Annotated in this window: 16 protein-coding genes and 1 tRNA gene; 8 read left to right on the top strand and 9 right to left on the bottom strand. The window is 67.4% G+C overall.

All coding sequences use genetic code 11. The features are described from left to right. Nucleotides 1–120 precede the first annotated feature (120 nt). Both SB771_RS23840 and SB771_RS23845 read left to right on the top strand, forming a co-directional pair. Complete coding sequence (locus SB771_RS23840) at nucleotides 121–2,292, top strand: phosphocholine-specific phospholipase C (RefSeq protein ID WP_175661964.1); 2,172 nt, start codon at nucleotides 121–123, stop codon at nucleotides 2,290–2,292. A 161-nt stretch (nucleotides 2,293–2,453) separates the two neighbouring features. After that, the gene (locus tag SB771_RS23845) at nucleotides 2,454–3,182 is read left to right on the top strand and encodes a phosphonate utilization associated transcriptional regulator (protein ID WP_175661965.1); all 729 of its coding nucleotides are present in this window, start codon (nucleotides 2,454–2,456) and stop codon (nucleotides 3,180–3,182) included. Nucleotides 3,183–3,289: 107 nt separating this feature from the next. Here SB771_RS23845 and SB771_RS23850 read toward each other — a convergent pair whose 3' ends face one another. From SB771_RS23850 to SB771_RS23870, 5 genes are all read right to left on the bottom strand, one after another. Further along, a complete protein-coding gene (locus SB771_RS23850; protein WP_175661966.1) occupies nucleotides 3,290–4,678 on the bottom strand; it encodes an FAD-dependent oxidoreductase in 1,389 nt (462 codons plus the stop codon). 122 nt (nucleotides 4,679–4,800) lie between these two features. Then, nucleotides 4,801–5,931: a 2-aminoethylphosphonate--pyruvate transaminase gene (locus SB771_RS23855; protein ID WP_175661967.1), complete on the bottom strand. Its 1,131-nt coding sequence runs from the start codon at nucleotides 5,929–5,931 to the stop codon at nucleotides 4,801–4,803. Between the two features lie 48 nt (nucleotides 5,932–5,979). After that, a complete protein-coding gene (locus SB771_RS23860; RefSeq protein ID WP_175661968.1) occupies nucleotides 5,980–7,707 on the bottom strand; it encodes a putative 2-aminoethylphosphonate ABC transporter permease subunit in 1,728 nt (575 codons plus the stop codon). Next, nucleotides 7,704–8,795: a putative 2-aminoethylphosphonate ABC transporter ATP-binding protein gene (locus SB771_RS23865; RefSeq protein WP_175661969.1), complete on the bottom strand. Its 1,092-nt coding sequence runs from the start codon at nucleotides 8,793–8,795 to the stop codon at nucleotides 7,704–7,706. Before SB771_RS23865 ends, SB771_RS23860 begins: the two co-directional genes overlap by 4 nt. A 111-nt stretch (nucleotides 8,796–8,906) precedes the next feature. Next, on the bottom strand, nucleotides 8,907–9,962 hold the full coding sequence (locus tag SB771_RS23870) for a putative 2-aminoethylphosphonate ABC transporter substrate-binding protein (RefSeq protein ID WP_175661970.1): 1,056 nt from the start codon (nucleotides 9,960–9,962) through the stop codon (nucleotides 8,907–8,909). A gap of 229 nt (nucleotides 9,963–10,191) precedes the next feature. Between SB771_RS23870 and phnA the strand changes: the two genes are divergently transcribed. After that, on the top strand, nucleotides 10,192–11,430 hold the full coding sequence (gene phnA / locus SB771_RS23875; RefSeq protein WP_175661971.1) for a phosphonoacetate hydrolase: 1,239 nt from the start codon (nucleotides 10,192–10,194) through the stop codon (nucleotides 11,428–11,430). A gap of 28 nt (nucleotides 11,431–11,458) precedes the next feature. Then, nucleotides 11,459–12,913 (top strand): phosphonoacetaldehyde dehydrogenase, encoded by a 1,455-nt coding sequence (phnY, locus tag SB771_RS23880; RefSeq protein WP_175661972.1) that lies wholly within the window; start codon nucleotides 11,459–11,461, stop codon nucleotides 12,911–12,913. Between the two features lie 33 nt (nucleotides 12,914–12,946). Here the strand turns inward: phnY and SB771_RS23885 are convergent, their stop codons facing one another. After that, complete coding sequence (locus SB771_RS23885; protein ID WP_175661973.1) at nucleotides 12,947–13,750, bottom strand: alpha/beta fold hydrolase; 804 nt, start codon at nucleotides 13,748–13,750, stop codon at nucleotides 12,947–12,949. A gap of 81 nt (nucleotides 13,751–13,831) precedes the next feature. On the opposite strand from SB771_RS23885, the gene SB771_RS23890 reads away from it, so the two are divergent. Then, nucleotides 13,832–14,446: a CGNR zinc finger domain-containing protein gene (locus SB771_RS23890; RefSeq protein WP_175661974.1), complete on the top strand. Its 615-nt coding sequence runs from the start codon at nucleotides 13,832–13,834 to the stop codon at nucleotides 14,444–14,446. A 39-nt stretch (nucleotides 14,447–14,485) separates the two neighbouring features. On the opposite strand, the gene SB771_RS23895 is transcribed toward SB771_RS23890, so the two are convergent. Both SB771_RS23895 and SB771_RS23900 read right to left on the bottom strand, forming a co-directional pair. After that, nucleotides 14,486–15,535 carry a DUF3592 domain-containing protein gene (locus SB771_RS23895; RefSeq protein ID WP_175661975.1) on the bottom strand — a complete coding sequence of 350 codons (1,050 nt, stop codon included), beginning with the start codon at nucleotides 15,533–15,535 and terminating at the stop codon, nucleotides 14,486–14,488. 187 nt (nucleotides 15,536–15,722) lie between these two features. Further along, nucleotides 15,723–15,798: transfer RNA gene (locus tag SB771_RS23900), tRNA-Lys, on the bottom strand. A 191-nt stretch (nucleotides 15,799–15,989) separates the two neighbouring features. Between SB771_RS23900 and SB771_RS23905 the strand changes: the two genes are divergently transcribed. Both SB771_RS23905 and SB771_RS23910 read left to right on the top strand, forming a co-directional pair. Further along, nucleotides 15,990–16,394: a PaaI family thioesterase gene (locus tag SB771_RS23905; RefSeq protein ID WP_011658242.1), complete on the top strand. Its 405-nt coding sequence runs from the start codon at nucleotides 15,990–15,992 to the stop codon at nucleotides 16,392–16,394. An 8-nt stretch (nucleotides 16,395–16,402) separates the two neighbouring features. After that, nucleotides 16,403–17,269 carry a patatin-like phospholipase family protein gene (locus tag SB771_RS23910; RefSeq protein ID WP_175661976.1) on the top strand — a complete coding sequence of 289 codons (867 nt, stop codon included), beginning with the start codon at nucleotides 16,403–16,405 and terminating at the stop codon, nucleotides 17,267–17,269. Nucleotides 17,270–17,317: 48 nt separating this feature from the next. Here SB771_RS23910 and SB771_RS23915 read toward each other — a convergent pair whose 3' ends face one another. After that, nucleotides 17,318–18,331 carry a D-2-hydroxyacid dehydrogenase family protein gene (locus SB771_RS23915; RefSeq protein WP_175661977.1) on the bottom strand — a complete coding sequence of 338 codons (1,014 nt, stop codon included), beginning with the start codon at nucleotides 18,329–18,331 and terminating at the stop codon, nucleotides 17,318–17,320. 430 nt (nucleotides 18,332–18,761) lie between these two features. On the opposite strand from SB771_RS23915, the gene SB771_RS23920 reads away from it, so the two are divergent. Further along, nucleotides 18,762–19,811, top strand: a complete 1,050-nt coding sequence (locus SB771_RS23920; protein WP_011658239.1) for a LysR family transcriptional regulator — start codon at nucleotides 18,762–18,764, stop codon at nucleotides 19,809–19,811. Nucleotides 19,812–19,909 lie beyond the last annotated feature (98 nt).

A 19,909-nucleotide genomic window follows, 5' to 3' on the forward strand; every position in this document is an offset into this window, starting at 1 on the left:
CAAGAAACCTGCTGGATCCGGTCACGGCCGGGACATGCCGGTGCGGACTAATAGCGGCAACGCACGACCGCCGGCCCCGCTCGACCGGCGCCACCTCTACCGACCCACAGGATCCTCTTCATGTCCGCCAACAATCGACGCGATTTCCTGCGCCTCGCCGCCCAGTCGGCCGGCGCGATGGCCGCCTACGCCGGCTTCCCGCCCGCGATCCGCAACGCACTGGCCATGCCGGCCGCGTATCGCACCGGCACGATTCGCGACGTCGAACACGTCGTGATCTTCATGCAGGAAAACCGCTCGTTCGATCACTACTTCGGCGGGCTGCGCGGCGTGCGCGGCTTCAACGACCCGCGTCCGCATCTGCTGCCGAACGGTGCGCCGGTGTGGCAGCAGCCGCCGGCGTCGGTGTTCACGAAGAACTACCATTCGCGCGGGCTCGACCCGGCCGCGCCGTACGTGCTGCCGTTCTACCTTGACCCGAAGCAGACGACCGAATTCCAGCCGGGCACCAACCACGGCTGGAGCAGCGGCCACCTGTCCTGGAACAACGGCCAGTGGGACCAGTGGGTGAACCAGAAGCAGGACGTGCTGACGATGGGCTACCTGAAGCGTCAGGACCTCACGTATCACTACGCGCTCGCCGACGCGTTCACGATCTGCGACTCGTACTTCTGCTCCGCGCACGCGGACACGGCACCGAACCGCATCTACCTGTGGACCGGCACGGTCGACCCGCGCAACGTCTACGGCACCCAGCCGAACGGCCCGGGCATCGGCGAGCGCAACGACGTGAACGGCTACACGTGGACGACCTACGCCGAGCGCCTCGAGGACGCGAAGATCAGCTGGAAGGTCTACCAGGGCGGCACCGGCATTCCGGGCGATCCGACCGACAACTACACCGACAATTCGCTGATGTTCTTCAAGCGCTTCCAGGTGAAGGAAGGCGCGAGCGGCGCGCTGGTCGACAAGGGCGCGTCGGACCACACGCTCGCCGAGCTGAAGGCCGACGTGCAGGCGAACCGGCTGCCGCAGGTGTCGTGGATCGTGTCGCCGTACAAGTACAGCGAGCATCCGCAGGCGTCGCCGACCGACGGCGCGTTCTACATCAACATGGTGCTCGAGGCGCTGACGTCGAACCCCGAGGTGTGGGCGAAGACGGTGTTCATCCTCAACTACGACGAGAACGACGGGCTGTTCGACCACGTCGTGCCGCCGGTGCCGCCGGTCACGAGCGGCGTGGGCGGCCAGGGCATCGTGTCGTCGAACCTGCTGTCGAACCTCGGCGACGAACTGCTCGACCTGAACAAGTACCCGGGCGAGATGAGCCCGCTGGTGCCCGGCGCGGACCCGGGCGGCCTCCAGCCGATCGGCCTCGGGCCGCGCGTGCCGCTGATCATCATCTCGCCGTGGACGAAGGGTGGCTGGGTCTGCTCGGAGACGTTCGATCACACGTCGGTGCTGCGTTTCCTCGAAGCGCGTTTCGGCGTGAAGGAGCCGAACATCAGCGCGTGGCGCCGGTCGGTCTGCGGCGACCTCACGTCGGCGTTCGATTTCTCCGCGCGCCCCGATACGCGCACGGTGAGCTTCACGGTACCGCAGCACATCGCCACCGCCGGCCACGCGTATCAAGTGCCCGCGCAGCAGTCGATGCCGGCGCAGGAGCCCGGCACGCGTCCGGCGCGCGCGCTGCCGTACGAGCTGTTCGTGCATGCGCGCGTGAACGGCCGCGACGACAGCGTGTCGCTCGATTTCGCGAACTCGGGTGACGCGGGCGCCGCGTTCTACGTGTACGACCGCCGCAATCCGGCGACGCCGCCGCGCCGCTACGCGGTGTCGTCGCACGACCGCTTCGCCGATACCTGGAGCACGTCGGCCGCGCGCGGCGACTACCATCTCGCCGCGTATGGCCCGAATGGCTATCTGTGCGAGTTCCAGGGCAACACGCGGCTGGCCGCGGACGGTAGTCATGCGAACCCGGAAGCGAAGATCGGCTACGACGTGCGCAACCGCCACGTGTACCTGCAGTTGCGCAACAGCGGCCGCGCGGCGTGCCGGGTGGTCGTCGACAATGCGTACAGCCACGCGCATGCGCGCACCTACACGCTGGAGCCGGGCGCGCGCATCGAGGATCACGTCGAGCTGTCGTCGAGCCACGGCTGGTACGATCTGACGATGACCGCGACGACGCTGCGCGGCGGCGACGACAAGGTCGTGCGCCGCTTCGCGGGCCACGTCGAGACGGGCCGGCCGAGCCAGAGCGACCCGGGGCCGGTGAAGCAGACCGCCTGACGGCGGGCTAACATTGCGCGGTTCGGCATATTCACGCCGGCCGCGCGATTGGTTTTTGGAAACTGAAAACTGTTGACAATATTTAGGGCCGAGGGTATACAGGGATCATTCGCCGATATGGCGCCTTCGTTCTCACCCGCAGCGTCGCTGCCTGCCCGACCATGACCGCCCCGACCGCACTCAACGCCATCGAACTCCTGCAAAGCCAGTCGCTCGCGATGATCGTGCAGGACATGCTCGAGCGCGCGATCGTGTCCGGCGAATACGCACCCGGCGAGAAGCTCAACGAAGTCGATATCGCGACCAGGCTGAACGTGTCGCGCGGTCCCGTGCGCGAAGCGTTCCGCGCGCTCGAGCAGGCCGGGCTGCTGCGCAACGAGAAGAACCGCGGCGTGACGGTGCGGGTCGTGCCGCTGCGCGAGGCCGAGGAAATCTACGAAGTGCGCGCGATGCTCGACGAGTCGGTCGCGCGTGCGCTCGCGAAGCGCATTTCGCCCGACACGCTGAAGGTGCTGAAGGGCATCATCCAGTCAATGAAGGACGCCGCGAAGACGCACGACGTCACGCGCTACACCGAGCTGAACGTGCAGTTCCACGACGCGATGGTGGTCGGCGTCGGCAATACGCACCTCACCGATACCTATCGCCGGCTCGTGCGCCAGCTCGGGCTGCTGCGCCAGGCTGCGATCGAGGCGGAAGAGGATGCCATCGCGGTGTCCGCGGCCGAGCATGACAAGATCGTGCAGGCGCTCGCGAGCGGCGACGAGGAGAAGGCGGTCGCGCTCGTGCGCGAGCACGTCGCGCACGGTCTCGCACGGATGCGCCGCACGCACGAGCAGGGGCTGCCCGCGACGGGCAAGGCGGCGCGCGAGAAAGCCGAGCGCGTGTAACGCCGCCGCACGGCCCGCCGTACCCAAAGCCAAGGGACGCTTCGCAGCGTCCCTTTTTTCTTGCGCGCCGCGTCATCGCATCGGTGCGTCGTGACGTCGACGCCTCGTCACCCCTTGTCCGCCTTCCCCGCCGCGCTCGCAAACTTCGCGAGCCACGTGTCGACGGCCGCCGGCCGCCGGCTCTCGTCTTCCGCACGCTCCTTGCGGCGGATCGCATTGCGCACGACGTGCGCGCCGACATAGCGGATCGGCTCCGGCGGGAAATGGCCGAGCGGACCGCGCACGATCGGGCTGCGCGTCCACGCGTTGTCGAGGCCGAGCACCAGCGACGACAGGATCTGCCCGCCCATGTAGGTCGGCCCGACGCCGTTGCCCGAATAGCCGAAGCCGTAGAACACGTTCGGCGCGTCGTCGAGGCGGCCGAAGAACGGGAAGCCCGTCACCGAGCGGTCCGACGGACCGTTCCAGCTCGCGGTGACCGGCACGCCCGCGAGCGACGGGAAGAAGTCGCGCAGGCTCTGCGTGAGCTGCGCCTCGTACGGCGAGCGCCGGTCGAACACCGGCGCGATGCGGCTGCGCCAGGAGAATGTATTGCCGCCCTTGCCGAGCATCAGCCGACCGTCGGCCGTCGTGCGGTAGTAGTACACGAAGATCCGCGAATCGAGCACCGATACGCCGTCCACGAGCCCGGTTTTCTCGAGCAGTTCCGGGCATTTTTCGGTGATGACCATGTCGCTCGATACGACGGCGATCGTGCGTTCGAACTGCGGGAAGCGGCTCGCCATCCACGCGTTGATCGCAAACACCAGCTTGCCCGCGCGCACGCTGCCCGACGGCGTGCGCACGACGGCCGGCTGCCCCCGCGTGAAGTCGACGAGCGGCGTGCGCTCGTGGATCCGGATCCCCATGTCGAGCGCGACGCGGCGCAGCCCGCGCACGAGCTTGCCCGGATGCACGGTCGCGGCGATCGGCGAGTACACGCCGTCGAGATTGCGGGCGGAGCCCGAGCGGCGCGCGACGTCGGCGGCCGGCAGCGGTTCGTAGCTGTGGATGCCGCACGCGGCGAGCGCGTCGAGCACCGGCGCGAGCGTGCCGATCTGCGCGCGCGACGTCGCCGTGTACAGCGTGCCGTCGAGCCGCAGTTCGGCATCGATGCGATGCGCACGGCAGAAGTCGGCGATGTGCTGGACGGCCGCCTCCGACGCCTTCACGAGCCGGATCGCTTCCGCTTCGCCGAACAGCCGGCGCAGCGTCAGGAATTTCGCGGCCCACGTGAGCAGGCACCCGCCGTTGCGTCCGCTCGCGCCGGCGCCGCACAGGTCGGCCTCGAGTATCACGATGTCGAGCGCCGGGTTCTGCTGCTTCGCCTGGATCGCGGTCCAGAGCCCGGTGAAGCCGCCGCCGACGATACAGACGTCGGCCTGCGTCGCGCCCTGCAGCGCGGGGGCGAGGTCGCCGTCGTTGAACAGTGCTTGTTCGATCCAGAAGGGTCGCATCGGTGTCGTGCCGGTAAGAGTCGGGTTGCCGTGCCGCGCACGGCGGGAAAACGAAAGCGAAACCGCCGCACGGCGGCGCGCGGCGATGAGGCGCGCGCCGCGATGCGGCCGGGTGCGTCGCGTCAGGCCGCCGCTTCGGCGGACACGCGGCGCACGCCCATCGCCTTCAGCGTGTCGGCGATCGCGGCGACCGCGCCCGGAATGCCGGCTTCGCCGAAGTGGCCGATGCAGCCGACGCGGAACGTGTCGACTTCGGTCAGCTTGCCCGGATACAGAATGTAGCCGCGCTTTTTGACCTCCTGATAAAACCGCTTGAAGTCGTAGTTCGGATCGTCCGGCGCGTGGAACGTGACGATGATCGGCGCCTGGATCGCCGGATCGAGGAACGGCCGGAAGCCGAGCGCGAGCATCCCGTCGATCAGCGCGCGATAGTTGCGCTGGTAGCGGCCGCCGCGCGCGGCGACCCCGCCTTCGTCGACGTATTGCGCGACGGCCGCGTCGAGCGCCGCGACCACGTGCGTCGGCGGCGTGAAGCGCCATTGCGTCGTGCGCTGCATGTACACCCACTGGTCGTACAGATCCATCGCGAGCGAGTGGCTGTTGCCTTCGCAGCGTTCGAGCGCGGTGCGCTTCGCGATCACGAAGCCGAGCCCCGGCACGCCTTCGAGACACTTGCCGGACGCCGCGATCACCGCGTCGAACGGCGTCGTGCGCGCGTCGATGTCGATCGCGCCGAACGAGCTCATCGCGTCGACGATCAGCCCGCGGCCATGCTTCGCGACGACCTGTGCGATGTCGTGCAGCGGGTTCAGCACGCCGGCGCCCGTTTCGCAGTGCACGAGCGCGACATGCGTGATGGCCGGATCGCTGACGAGTGCCCGTTCGACGTCGGCCGGATCGACGCGGCGGTCCTCGCTGTAGTCGATCGTCGTGAGCGTGCGGCCGAGGACGCGGCAGATCTTCGCGAGCCGCGCGCAGTACGCGCCGTTGTTCGGCACGAGCACGTGGCCGTCGCGCGGCACGAGCGTGCCGATCGCCGCCTCGACCGAGAACGTGCCGCTGCCCTGCAGCGGCACGCATTCGTGCGTGCCTTCGGCGTGCACGATCTGCAGCAGGCGTTCGCGCAGTCGCGCGGTGATCGCGTTGAAGTCGCTGTCCCACGAACCCCAGTCGCGCAGCATCGCGTCGCGCGTGCGGTCGGAGGTGGTCAGCGGGCCGGGGGTGAGCAGGATCGGCTGGGGGGCGAGCGTCATGGTGTCTCCTGGGTGAGGTCGGGACGTCACGTGAATGCGGCTAGGGGATCAACGGCGGTGCGGGGTGCGCCACGCTTGCGTGCGGCGCAACAGGCGGTGCGAGATGCAGGCGAACAGCACGCAGGCGAACGACGAGGTCGCGAGCACGAGCGTCGCCATCGCGGCGGCCGGGCCCATCTGGCCCGCGTCGTCGAGGTTCAGGATCGCGACGGAGGCGGGCTGCGTGTCCGGCGAGTACAGGAACGCGACGGCGGAAACCGTCGTCATCCCGTTGACGAACAGGTAGCGCGCGATCAGCAGGATCGCGGGCAGGCACACGGGCACGGTGACGCGCATGAAGGTCTTGTAGAACGGCACCTTCAGCGACGCCGACACGGCCTCGAATTCGCTGTCGATCTGCCGCAGCGCGGTGACGGCGGTGAGGTGGCTCGACGCGTAGTAGTGGACCACGGTCACGATCGCGAGCAGCCACAGCGACCCGTACAGCCCGTTCAGCGGATTGCCGGGCGCGTTGAACAGGAAGATGTAGCTGATGCCGAGCACGAGACCCGGCACGCCCATCGGCAGGATCGCGCACAGCGCGATGAAGCCGCGCAGCCAGCGCGCGCCGCGGGTCTTCTCGATCAGGTAGGCGCCGCCGAACACGACGATCGTGCCGCCGAGCGCGACGGTCGCGGCCATCCGCAGGCTGTTCTTGTATGCGTCGAAGATGCCGGCGCCGATCAGCCCCATCTTGTAGTGCTGCAGCCCGACACTCATCTGGTACGGCCAGAACTTCACGAACGACGCGAACACCGAGATGCCGACCACCGCGATGAAGAACGTGCACACGAGCGCGCAGTACGCGAGCATCGCGGCGTCGAAACCCCGCGACGGTTTCGGCTGGTACGGCGTCGAGCGCGCGCCGAGCTGCGACTGCTGGCGGCGGCGGATGAAGAAGTCGACGCCGAACGCGACGAGGGCGGGGCACAGCAGCATCAGGCTCACGACCGCGCTGCGGTTGAAATCCTGCAGCCCGATGATCAGCTTGTAGATGTCGGTCGACAGCACGTTGTACGAGCCGCCGATCACCACCGGCACGCCGAAGTCGTTGATGCACATCGTGAACGCCACCATCGTCGCGCTGATCAGCCCGTACTTCGCGCCGGGCAGCGTGATCGTGAAGAACTTGCGCGTGCGGCTCGTGCCCATCGCGTCGGCGGCCTCGTAGAGCCGGCCGTCCGCGAGCGACAGCGCGGTGACGAGGATCATCAGCACGTGCGGGAACGAGGCGTACACCATGCTCGCGACGATCCCCGGCAGCCCGTAGATCGAATGGCCGTGCAGCAGCGGCTTGAGCAGCCCCGCGTTGCCGAACCAGTAGATGAACGACACGGCGGACAGCAGCGTCGGCGCGAGCAGCGGCAGCAACGCGATCGTGCGCGCGGCGTTCTTCAGCGGCATGCACGAGCGCGTCAGCCCATACGCGAACGTGAACGCCATCGGCACCACGATCGACGTGACGAGCGCGCCGACCGTCAGCGAATGGAGCATCGAGCGCAGCACGCCGGTGTCCTCGAGATAGTCGACGAAGTTGTGCGCGCCGACGAAATGGCCGTCCGCATCGACGAAGCACTTCTGCACGACGAGCGCGAGCGGCAGCAGCAGGAACAGCGACATCAGCGCGGCCATCGCGACGAGCGCGAGCTGCGCGAGTCGGTCGTGCCAGTGCGTGATCTGCCGCACGTCGGCGGGGGCGGCCGCGCCGCGGCGGCGTTCGGTGAGGACGGTGCTCATTGCAGTCGCTCCTTCGCGCTCGGGAACACGCGGACATGCTCGCGATCGAGCGCGAGGTCGATGCGCGCGCCGGCCTGCACGCCGGTGCGGTCGACGTCGTGATACGACAGGTCGGCGACGATCTCCTGGCCGTCGAGCCCGTCGATCCGGAAGCTCACGCGGCAGAACGCGCCGAGGAACTCGAGCTTCTCGACGCGGCCGGCCAGCACGTTGTCGGCCGATTCGCCCGGAATGCGGATGCGCAGGTCCTCGGGCCGCACGTAGACCGACACGGCCGCGCCCTGGGCCGGCCGGGTGGTGCCGTGGCGGCAGTCGAAGCCGACGCCGCCCGCACGCAGCGTGCCGTCCTGGGCGACTTCGGCGGGGATCGTGTTGACGCGGCCGATGAAGTCGGCCACGAACGGCGACGCGGGCTGCCGGTAGATTTCGAGCGGCGTGCCGATCTGCTCGATCACGCCGTGGTTCATCACGACGATCCGGTCGGCCATCGACAAGGCTTCTTCCTGGTCGTGCGTGACCATGATCGTCGTCACGCCGAGCCGCTGCTGCAGCGCGCGGATTTCCTGGCGCAGCCGCACGCGCACGCGTGCGTCGAGCGCGGACAGCGGCTCGTCGAGCAGCAGCAGGCCGGGCGACGTCGCGAGTGCGCGCGCCAGCGCGATGCGCTGCTGCTGACCGCCGGACAACTGCCCCGGATGCTTGCGGTGGCTGTCGGGCAGGCCGACCAGCGCGAGCAGCGTATGCACGCGCGCGTGGATCTCGTCGCGCTTCATCCGGCGGTTCACGAGCCCGTAGGCGACGTTGTCGTAGACGGTGAGGTTCGGGAACAGCGCGTACGACTGGAACACGATGCCGTAGTCGCGCAATTGCGGCGGCAGCCGCGAGATGTCGCGGCCGTCCTGCGTGATGTGGCCGGCGCTTTGCGCCTCGAGCCCCGCGATGATCCGCAGCAGCGTGGTTTTCCCGCAGCCGGACGGCCCGAGGAAGCAGATCATCTCGCCCTTCATCACGCTCAGGTTGATGTCGGTGAGGACCTGTGTGTCGTTGTACCGCTTTTCGATGCGTTCTACGCTCAGATAGGGTGCCATGCACGCCTCCACGCTGCGGGCGGCCCGCACGCGGGCCGGATACGACGATGGGAAGGGCGGCGGGGCGGCGCGTCGCGCAGCCCCGCTGCCGGTTGCGGCGTTAGTGCTGCGTCATTGCTGTGCTTTCGCCCCGTAGCGCTTCTGCCAGGTCTCGAGGATCGACTGGCGGTTCTTCGCGGACCACACGAAGTCGTTCTTCACGAGCAGGTCCGCATAGTTGTCGGGGATGCCGGCCAGCTTGCGCGCAACGCCCGGGTACGCGACGATCGCCCACCAGCGTGCGGTGATCTGGTTCGCCTCCTTGCTCGCCATGAAGTCCGCGAGCTTCTTCGCGGCGTCCGGCTGCCGGGTCGTCTTCATGATCGCCGTGCCTTCCATGTCCCAGCCGAGCCCTTCCTTCGGGAACACGAGGTCGATCGGCGCGCCCTGCGCCTGCAGTTCGTGGCCGCGGAACTCGAACGAGATGCCGATCGGGAATTCGCCGGTGCCGGCGAGCGTGCACGGCTTCGAGCCCGAGTGCACGTACTGCGCGACGTTCTTGTCGAGCGCATCCATGAACTTCCACCCCTTGTCGTCGCCGAAGGTCTGCAGCCACGCGGTCACGTCGAGGTAGCCGGTGCCCGACGACACCGGGCTCGGCATCACGATTGCGCCCTTGTAGACCGGCTTCGTCAGGTCTTCCCACGACGTCGGCTTCGGGATGTTCCTCGCCTGCGCGGCGACGCGGTTGTAGCAGATGGTCGCGCCCCACACGTCCATGCCGACCCAGTGCGGCGGCGTGTTCGCATCGCTGTACTTGCGCGTGAGCTGGTCGAAGCCCTTCGGCGAATACGGCATCAGCATTCCCTGCAGGTCGAGCAGCGTCAGGCTCGATGCGGCGAGGCCGAGCACGACGTCCGCGCGCGGGTTGTTCTTCTCCGCGAGCAGCTTCGCGGTGACCGAGCCGGTCGAGTCGCGCACCCAGCGGATCTCGATGTCCGGGTTCGCCTTCTCGAACGCGTCCTTGTAGGGCTTCATCGCCTCGTCTTCCAGCGCGGTATAGACGAGCAGCGACGTCTTCGCGTGCGCTGCCTGCGCGGCGCCGAGCGCCACCGCGGCGGCGAGCGCGACGCGGGCCGCGCCCGTCGCCCATCCATTCAAACGCTTGTGTACCGGCACTTCGTTCATCTTCAGACCCCTTGACTGTGGCGCCGCGGCACGCGGCGGATGAGTGGAGACCAGCCCTCTTCGTGCTTCTCGTGCTTCCTCGTGCTTTCGTATTTTGCTTTCTGTTCTCTGCATGTTGTTGACAATCTACAAATCATCAATTTTAATGTCAAGCATGGAAAACACCCCCATCGGCGCGGCGCGGGCGCCGACGACTCAACCCCTCTTCGAACCGAAAGGAATGAACGTCATGACTGAAACGCCTGTATCCGTGGAAGTGAACGGCCGCCGCTACAACTGGATGAGCCGCCCCGTGGTGGTGGTCTGCGTCGACGGCTGTGCGTATGAATATCTCGAGATGGCGGCCGAGGCCGGCGTCGCGCCGTTCCTGCGCACGCTGCTGAAGCCGGGCACGGCGCTCAAGGGCGAGTGCGTGGTGCCGAGCTTCACGAACCCGAACAACCTGTCGATTGTTACCGGCGTGCCGCCGGCGATCCACGGGATAAGCGGCAACTACTTCTACGATCGCGACACCGGCGCCGAGGTGCTGATGAACGATCCGAAGTATCTCGTCGCGCCCACCGTGCTCGCCACTTTCGCCGAGCGGGGCGCGCGCGTCGCGGTCGTCACCGCGAAGGACAAGCTGCGCCGCCTGCTCGGCAAGGGGCTCAAGGGCATCTGCTTCTCGTCGGAGAAGGCCGACGAGGCGAGCCTCTCGGAAAACGGCATCGACAACGTGCTCGAGCTGGTCGGCAAGCCGGTGCCGAGCGTGTACAGCGCCGACCTGTCGGAATTCGTGTTCGCGGCCGGCGTGCGCCTGCTCGAGACGCGGCCGATCGACCTGATGTACCTGTCGACGACCGACTACGTGCAGCACAAGTGCGCGCCCGGCACCGACGGCGCGAACGCGTTCTACCAGATGATGGACACGTATCTGAAGCGGCTCGACGAACTCGGCGCGATCGTCGCGATCACGGCCGATCACGGGATGAACGCGAAGCACGACGGCGAGACCGGCGAGCCGAACGTGATCTACCTGCAGGAGCTGTTCGACGCGTGGCTCGGCCACGACGCGGCGCGCGTGATCCTGCCGATCACCGACCCGTACGTCGTGCATCACGGTGCGCTCGGCTCGTTCGCGACCGTCTACGTGCCGGATTCCACCCGGGTCGACGCGCTGCGCGCGCGGCTCGCCGCGGTGGACGGCATCGAGGTCGTGCTGACGGGCGCCGAAGGCTGCGCGCGCTTCGAGCTGCCGCCCGACCGGATGGGCGACCTGATCGTGATCTCGAAGCAGGACGTCGTGCTCGGTACGCGCCGCATCAAGCACGATCTGTCGGGGCTCGACGTGCCGCTGCGCTCGCACGGCGGGATCTCCGAGCAGATCGTGCCGCTGATCTTCAGCAAACCGGTCGCGACCGCGGTCACGGGCCGCGCGCGGCTGCGCAACTTCGACATCATCGACATCGCGCTCAACCATCTGCAATGACGCGGACGCATCCGCCAGGGAGATACTCATGAACGCCATTGCAGCATCGACGGAGGTCAGCGCGCTTCATCGTGAAGCACTGCGAATCGATGGTGAAAGGATCTATCGCGACGCGGTGATCGAGGTGCGCAACCCGTACGACGGCGCGCTCGTCGGCACCGTGCCGAAGGCGACGCTCGACGACGTGCGGCGCGCGTTTGCGGTCGCGCGTGCCTACCGGCCGTCGCTCACGCGCCACGAGCGCGCGGCGATCCTCCGCCGCGCGGCCGACATCGTGCGCTCGCGCACCGCCGAGATCGCGGCGCTGATCACGGCCGAGGCCGGGTTGTGTCTCAAGGATTCGACGTATGAAGCGGGGCGCGTCGCCGACGTGCTCACGTTCGGCGCGGGCGAAGTGCTGAAGGACGACGGGCAGATCTTCTCGTGCGATCTGACGCCGCACGGCAAGAAGCGCCGCGTGTACACGCAGCGCGAGCCGCTGCTCGGCGTGATTTCCGCGATCACGCCGTTCAACCATCCGATGAACCAGGTCGCGCACAAGGTCGTGCCGTCGGTCGCGACCAACAACCGGATCGTCGTGAAGCCGTCGGAGAAGGTGCCGCTGTCGTGCTACCTGTTCGCGGACATCCTGTATGAAGCTGGCCTGCCGCCGCAGATGCTGCAGGTGCTGACCGGCGACCCGAAGGAAATCGCGGACGAGCTGATCACGAACCCGGCGATCGACCTGATCACGTTTACCGGCGGCGTGTCGATCGGCAAGTCGATCGCGTCGCGGATGGGCTACCGGCGCGCGGTGCTCGAGCTCGGCGGCAACGATCCGATCATCGTGATGGAGGACGCCGATCTCGACGAGGCGAGCACGCTCGCCGTGTCGGGTTCGTACAAGAACTCCGGGCAGCGCTGCACCGCGATCAAGCGAATGCTCGTGCACGAGGCGGTGGCCGATCGCTTCACCGAGCTGGTCGTCGAGAAAACCCGCGCGTGGGCGTACGGGAACCCGGCCGATCCGTCGGTCGACATGGGCACGGTGATCGACGAGGCGGCCGCGAAGTTCTGCGAGCAGCAGGTGAACGATGCGATTGCGCGCGGGGCGCGCCTGCTGGTCGGCAACGTGCGCGACGGTGCGCTGTATTCGCCGACCGTCGTCGATCGCGTGACGCCCGACATGCCGCTCGTGAAGTACGAGACGTTCGGCCCCGTGTCGCCGATCATGCGCTTTCGCGACATCGACGAGGCAATCCGGATGTCGAACAGCACCGACTATGCGTTGTCGTCATCGGTCTGCACGAACCGCTTCGACAGCATCACGCGCTTCATCACGGAGCTCGAAGTCGGCAGCGTGAACGTGCGCGAGGTGCCGGGCTACCGGCTCGAACTCACGCCGTTCGGCGGCGTGAAGGATTCGGGTCTCGGCTACAAGGAGGGCGTGCAGGAAGCGATGAAGAGCTTCACGAATACGAAGACCTATTCGCTGCCCTGGTAAGCGGCACTGCACGTTGCACCCGCGCCGGTGCGCCTACCGGTCGAGCACGGCGGCGACGATCGCCTCCGGCGCATCTTCCTGGACCAGGTGACCCGCGCGCGGCACCCTGATCAGCTTGCCGTTCGCGATGCGATCGGCAAGCGCCTGCCCCTGTTCGAGCGGAATCCACCGGTCGTCCTCGCCCCAGACGATGCGCACCGGAAAGTCCGGCGGCGCGTAGCGGGCCTCTGCTTCCTCGATGTAGCGCTGGCGCATCTGCGCGATTTGCCGATAGAACGCAGCCTGGCCGGCGGGCGTGAGCCATGGCGCGCGGTAGATCGACAGCACGTCGTCGCTCAACGGCTGCGCGACCCCTTGGCCGATATAGGCCGACACGAGCGCGTGATGCGCATAGGCCGGCAACCCGGTCAACGCTGCTTCGTGCTGCGCGACATGCCGCACGAACGGCGAGCCCTGCGGCGCGATCGCGACCGGGTTCACGAGCGTCAGGTCCGAATAGGCGATGCCGTCGAGGAAATGCGCGCGCAGCACCGTCGCGCCGCCGTAGTCGTGCGCCAGCACGCGCGGGCGCGAAATCTTCCATTCGTCGAGCAGCGCGCCGAACAGCACGTTCTGCCGGCCGAGCGATACGTCCGCGTCGGGCATGTCCGACTGGCCGTAGCCGAGCAGGTCGTAGAAGAACACGCGATGGCGCCGCGCGAGCCACGGCGCGATCCGGCGCCACACCTGCGATGAGAACGGCGTGCCGTGCACGAGCACGAGCGGCGGCCCTTCGCCGAGCGTGCCCCAGGCGATCCGGTGACCTTCGAAATTGAAGCGATTGGCGAGATCGAGCATCGGTACCTCCGTGCTAACCTATATTGGTGGTTAACAGGTTACGCCGGTTCGTCCGGATATGAAACCGATAGGTGCAAATAAATGGTTACTCGATACGAGCCTGTGCGACAGGCGAATGCGTGGAGCGCGGCCGATTTCGTCGGTGGCCATCCGGCGCTCGACTTCCTGAATACGGTGGCCGACACGGGCAAGACGCGCGACGAGGACAAGCTCGCCGACTGGCCGGCCGTCCGTGCGTGGGCCGCGAAATCCGGGTTGCTGGCGGCGGCCGATCTGACGCGGTTTCTGCGTCATCCCCGGCAGGACGGCGCCGACGAGCTGGCTGCGCTGCACGGCTTTCGCGAGGATGCGTATGCGGCGCTCGCGTACCTGACGGCCGGCGACGGCGGCAGCGCCGGCGCGCGAGCGGCGGACCGGCTCGCCGTGGCGATTCGCGATGCGATCGGGCGCAGCACGTTCGAGGCCGTCGACGGCCGCTTCGCGTGGCGCCCCGATGCGCGCGCCGCGTCGCGCTGGATCGACGCGGCCGCGCTCGGGTTCGAGCATCTGCTGCGCGGTGACGATTTCGCGCGCGTGCGGCAGTGCGGCCGCTGTACGTGGTTCTTCATCGATCGCGGCCGCGGCGTCGGGCGACGCTGGTGCGACATGCGTACGTGCGGAAACCGCGCGAAGGTGGAGGCGTTCAGGGAGCGGTGAGGCGGGGGCAGCGGCGTCGCCGGCCCGGTTCGCCGTGCGTCATTCGGCGATTTCGTGCGGCCGATGGTCGGGCCACAGGGTGCCGGCAATGAACAACCCTGCCGCCAGGAACGGCGCGCCGATCGCGAACAGGATCGCCGTGAGCGCCCACCGGTCCCAGAACCGGTCGACGACCGCGCGCTCGGGCGTGACGGGGTCGTACAGCACGTCGACGATCTCGCCTTCGTACAGCCCGGGATTCGATGACGCCGAGCCTTGCGCGAACGTGACCTGGCGGCCGCTGTCGGTCTTGAACGCGATGCTCACCGAGTAGAGCGACGTGCGGGCGGGGGGCGAGTGGGCCGTTTCGGCGATCTCGACGACATGGCCGGTCGAACGCGCGTAATGGCGGTCGATCTGCCACTGGCGCAGCCCGACAGCGCCGGCGCCGGCGAGGAAACCGGTGCCGATCGCGATCGGGATCAGCACGATCGCGATGTTCCAGCGGCGCCGGATCGTCTTGCGGTCGGCCGGTGCGGAAAACGCGTCGGCTTGCCGGTTGCGGCGCTCGTTCACGTACAACAGGCTGCCGATCGCAAGCGACGCGAGCGCGAGCAGGGCAGGCACCGCGACGGGAAACCAGCGTTGCGCGAAATCGTCGATCAGCGCGGGACGGTTCGGATGGTCGGGGTCGACCAGGACGTCGACGCTTTCGCCGATGTCGTAAGCCGGCACCATCGACGCGGTATTGCCGGCGACTTCGCGGCGCCGGCCGTCGTTCGCGAGATAGGCGACGATCGGGCGATATGCACGCATCGCGTCGCTGTCCTGCACGATGCGCACGACCGTGCCCGGCGCGCGGACCAGATGGCCGGCCGCGCCGCCCGCGGTGACGGCGAGCGCGGCCGCGGCCACGAGCAGCGCAATACCGAGCGCGAACGCGACGAGTGCGTCCTTACGCAGCATGACCGGCTTCGCTTCGTGCGTCGTGTGATGCATCCGGATGCGATCGGGTTGAGGGTGCGACTCGACGTGCGCACCGATATCGGCGTGACCATGGCCTCTGAATGGTCGCGTCTCGCTCACATGATTCCATGTTCGACGTCCCATGCTCTCTCAGTGCCGGCGGCGATACGGCGATCACCGTCCGGTTGTGTGATATTTGTCGGACGATTCTAGCGGGAAAGCGCGGGAGCGGGGCATGTATGTATGCGCATGCCGTGATGCGGGAGAGCCGGGCGGGCGCCGGAAATGGAAAAAGCCCGGTTAGCTTTCGCTAACCGGGCTTCGAAATTCCTGGTGGGGCGTGAGTGACTCGAACACTCGACCTACGGATTAAGAGTCCGCTGCTCTACCAACTGAGCTAACGCCCCCAACAGAAGAAAGATTATGCACGGGTATTTCGGTCTTTGCAACACCTTTCTGCGAATTTCCTGAAAATATTTCGTCACCCCGACGGCGGCCGTCCGTGCGGCGGCGAGCGATCGCAGTTGGCGCGCTCCCGGTATGATGACGTCCACACCTGTTGCGCGGCGGTCGCGCAACGTTTTCTGGACATTCGAAGATGGACGAAAACGCAGTCCGCGAATTGCTGGATCGCCTGCTGGCCCCGTGGGTCCGCTCGCTCGGTCTGGTCCCCGTATCGATCGGCGACGACAGCGTGACGATGCGTCTGCCGTTTTCCGGCGAATTCCGTCATTCGGGCGGCATCATCTGCGGCCAGGTGTTCACGGCCGCCGCCGACACCGCGATGGTGGTCGCGATCTCGGTCTCGCTCGGTGAATTCCGGCCGATGACGACCGTATCGCTGAACACGAACTTCATGCGTCCGGTGCGCAAGGGCGACGTGCTCGTCACCGCGCGCGTGCTGCGGATGGGCCGCAACCTGGTATTCGGCGAAGTCGAACTGTTCGACGAGGACGGCAAGATGGCCGTTCACGCGACGTCGACCTACGCGCTCGTCAGCTGAGCGGCGCGATGTTCGACCAGATCGTCTTCGCGGGAGGTGGCAATCGCTGCTGGTGGCAGGCCGGCTTCTGGGATGTCGCGCAGCCGGCGCTCGGCGTGCGCCCGCGCGTGATCGCCGGCATCTCGGCCGGCGCGGCGACCGCCTGCATGCTGTATACGCGCGACGCCGCGTGGGTGATGCGCTATTACGAGGAAGCGCTGCGCCACAACCGCAAGAATGCGTACTGGGGCAACCTGTTCGGGCGCGAGCCCGTGTTTCCGCATTACCGGATCTACCGCCAGGCGCTGCTCGACATCTACGGCGAGCCGTTCGCGCAACTCGCCGACGCGCCGGAAATCCGCATCGGCGTGTCGCACGTGCCGCGCTGGCTCGGCGCGCGCGGCGCGGTTGCCGCGGGCCTCGTCGCGTACAACATCGAAAAGTACGTGCGCAAGACGCTGCATCCGACGCTCGGGCGCACGCTCGGCTTCCGGGCCGAGTTCGTGCGCGCGCAGGCGTGCACGAGCGTCGACGAACTCGCCGACCTGATCCTGCAGTCGTCGTGCACACCGCCGTTCACGCCGGTGCTGCGTCGCGGCGGCCGCCCGGTGCTCGATGGCGGCATGGTCGACAACGTGCCGGTCGGCGCGCTCGACCCGTCGCCGGGCGACGTGCTGGTGCTCGTCACGCGGCTGTATCCGCGCCCGCAGATGTTCACGGTCGCGCACGGCGACCAGCGGCGGCTCTATGTACAACCGTCGAGCAAGGTGCCGATTTCGAGCTGGGATTACACGAGTCCGTCGCAGATGCGGCATGCGTACGACCTCGGGCGGCGCGACGGCGAGCATTTCCTCACGCGCGTCGACGCGATGACAGGCGGCCGTGTGGCCGCCTGAAGGCGGGAAGGGAGAACCGGGCCGCGCGACGGGCGCGGCCCGCGCCGGTCAGCGCACGCGGCGCGGCGTCAGCGCTTCCGGGTTGACCACGCTCGACATGTCGCCCTGGTCGAACGCGAGGATGTTCCGGAACGCCGCGCTGAAATAGAGCTCGTAGCTTTCGCGTTCGACGTAGCCGATGTGCGGCGTGCAGATCACGTTTTCCATCCGCAGCAGGCTGTAGCCCTGCAGGATCGGCTCGCTTTCGAACACGTCGATCGCGACCATCCCCGGACGGTTGTGCGACAGCGCGTTCACGAGCGCGTTTTCCTCGAGCAGCTCCGCGCGGCTCGTGTTGACGAGCAGCGACGTCGGCTTCATCCGCATCAGGTCTTCCTGCTTGACGATCCCGCGCGTGTCGTCGTGCATGCGCAAGTGCAGCGACAGCACGTCGCTCTGCTCGAACAGCGCTTCGCGGCTGTCGGCGGCCGTGTAGCCGTCGGCGCGCGCGGCCTCGAGTGAATGCTCGCGGCCCCAGATCAGCACGTTCATCCCGAACGCCTTGCCATAGCCGGCGACCAGCCGGCCGATCTTGCCGTAGCCCCAGATGCCGAGCGTCTGGCCGCGCAGCACCTGGCCCAGGCCGAAGTTCGGCGGCATGGCCGACGTCTTCAGGCCCGACTGCTGCCACGCACCCTGCTTCAGGTTCGCGACGTATTGCGGAATGCGGCGCTGGGCGGCCATCACGAGCGCCCAGGTCAGTTCGGCCGGCGCGACCGGCGAACCCGTCCCCTCGAGCACCGCGATGCCGCGGTCGGTACACGCTTCGAGGTCGATGTGGGTCGAGATACGGCCGGTCTGGCTGATCATGCGCAGGTTCGGCAGCTTGGCGAGCAGTTGCGACGAAATCGGCGTGCGCTCGCGAATCAGCACGAGCGCCTCGACTTCCGCGAGACGGCTCGCGAGCTGCCCCAGGCCGCGCACCGTGTTGTTGAAGACCTTCACGTCGTGCTCGGCGAGCATCTCGAAGCAGTTCAGCTTGCGGACGGCGTCCTGGTAGTCGTCGAGAATGGCAATTTTCATGATCAGCGGGAGTCGCGCGTTGGAAGCGGCGGCGGTGGCGGCGGCGCACGTGTGGCGCACCCGTCCCGCCCGGCCGGGGCCGACATGATGCTACGTCGGTGTCCGTCGTGGTGTCTTTTTAACAGGTTGTTACGCTCCGCCGCAATCGCGCCCGGCTGACGCGGCGCCGTTCCCGTACCAGGAGCCGGGGTGCGCTGTTGTGTCGCACCAAATACGTCCTTTCTGATTCGACCGTTTACCCGCCGAGGTTCACCCAATTGTTGCTTCGATCAGAATAATTGGATCATCCGTTCGCGATGAGTGAGGATTTTTGACTATTTTTATCGTCAACGGCCACCTTGTTGAGCAACTCTGCATCATTTCCGTTGTCGTAGGAGAATTACGCATAGGCTTCAACTTTTTGAAGTTGTAACAGCGGCAGGAGTCGTTTATGGATCATTTGCAGTCGATGCGCGTGTTCGTCAAGGTTGCGGATCTCGGCAGTTTCGCGCGGGCCGCGAGTGCTATGGATATCTCCAACGCGGTCGCGACGCGTCACGTCGCCGATCTGGAGGGCCGCCTCGGCACACGGTTGCTGAACCGCACCACCCGCAGCCTTTCGCTGACGGAGTCGGGCCAGGTCTATCTGGAGCGGGCGCGCCAGATTCTCGATGAGCTCGAGGATGTCGAACAGATGGTCGTCGCGCGCAATCACGAGCCGGTCGGCACGTTGCGCATCGTCGCGCCGGTCGTGTTCGGCCTGCATAACCTTGCCCCCGTCCTGCAGTCGTACACGGAGAATTTCCCGAAAGTCGTGCCGGATCTGACGCTGGTCGACCGCCAGGTCGATCTCGTCGAGGAAGGTTTCGACGTCGGCATCGTCGTCACGCGCCAGATGCGCAGCGCGAGCATCGTCACGCGGCGCCTGACCACGGGCTGCATGACCGTGTGCGCGACGCCGAGCTATCTGGAAAAGCATGGCGTGCCGACTCATCCGGAACAACTCGCCGAGCACCCGGCGCTGAGCCTGCCGACCGAATACTGGGGCGACGAGCGTGTGTTCACGGGGCCCGACGGCGAGGTGCGCGTGCGCCCGACCAACGTGATCGTCGCGAACAACACCGCGATGCTGCGCCAGTTCGCGCTGCTCGGGATGGGCGTCGCGATCCTGCCGAGCTACCTGATCGGCGGCGACATCGCGCGCGGCGCGCTGGTGCGGTTGCTACCGGATTTCCGGCTGCCGCAGGTCGAGATCAACATCGCATACCCGAGCCGGCGCCATCTGCCCGCGAAGGTGCGCACGTTCATCGACCACCTCGTCGAATATTTCAGCCACGCGACCGACGCGGTGATTGGCGAACAATGGGCCGCACAGAGTGCGATGCCGGCGCCGATCGGCGTCGAGATGCGTGCCGAGCAGCCCGAATCGACCGACCCGAACCTGCAGCCGCGCGTCGCGCGCTCGGCGCGCCCGCGCGTCGCGGTGCCGTCGCCGCTGTAACGGTGCGGCGGCCGCGCACTGACGCGGCCGGCACCAAAGAAAAAACGCGGATCGAGTGATCGATCCGCGTTTTTTATCGCCGTTTGACCGGCGTGCAA

It is taken from the genome of Burkholderia sp. SIMBA_051 (assembly GCF_046534915.1).
Taxonomy (GTDB): domain Bacteria; phylum Pseudomonadota; class Gammaproteobacteria; order Burkholderiales; family Burkholderiaceae; genus Burkholderia; species Burkholderia ambifaria.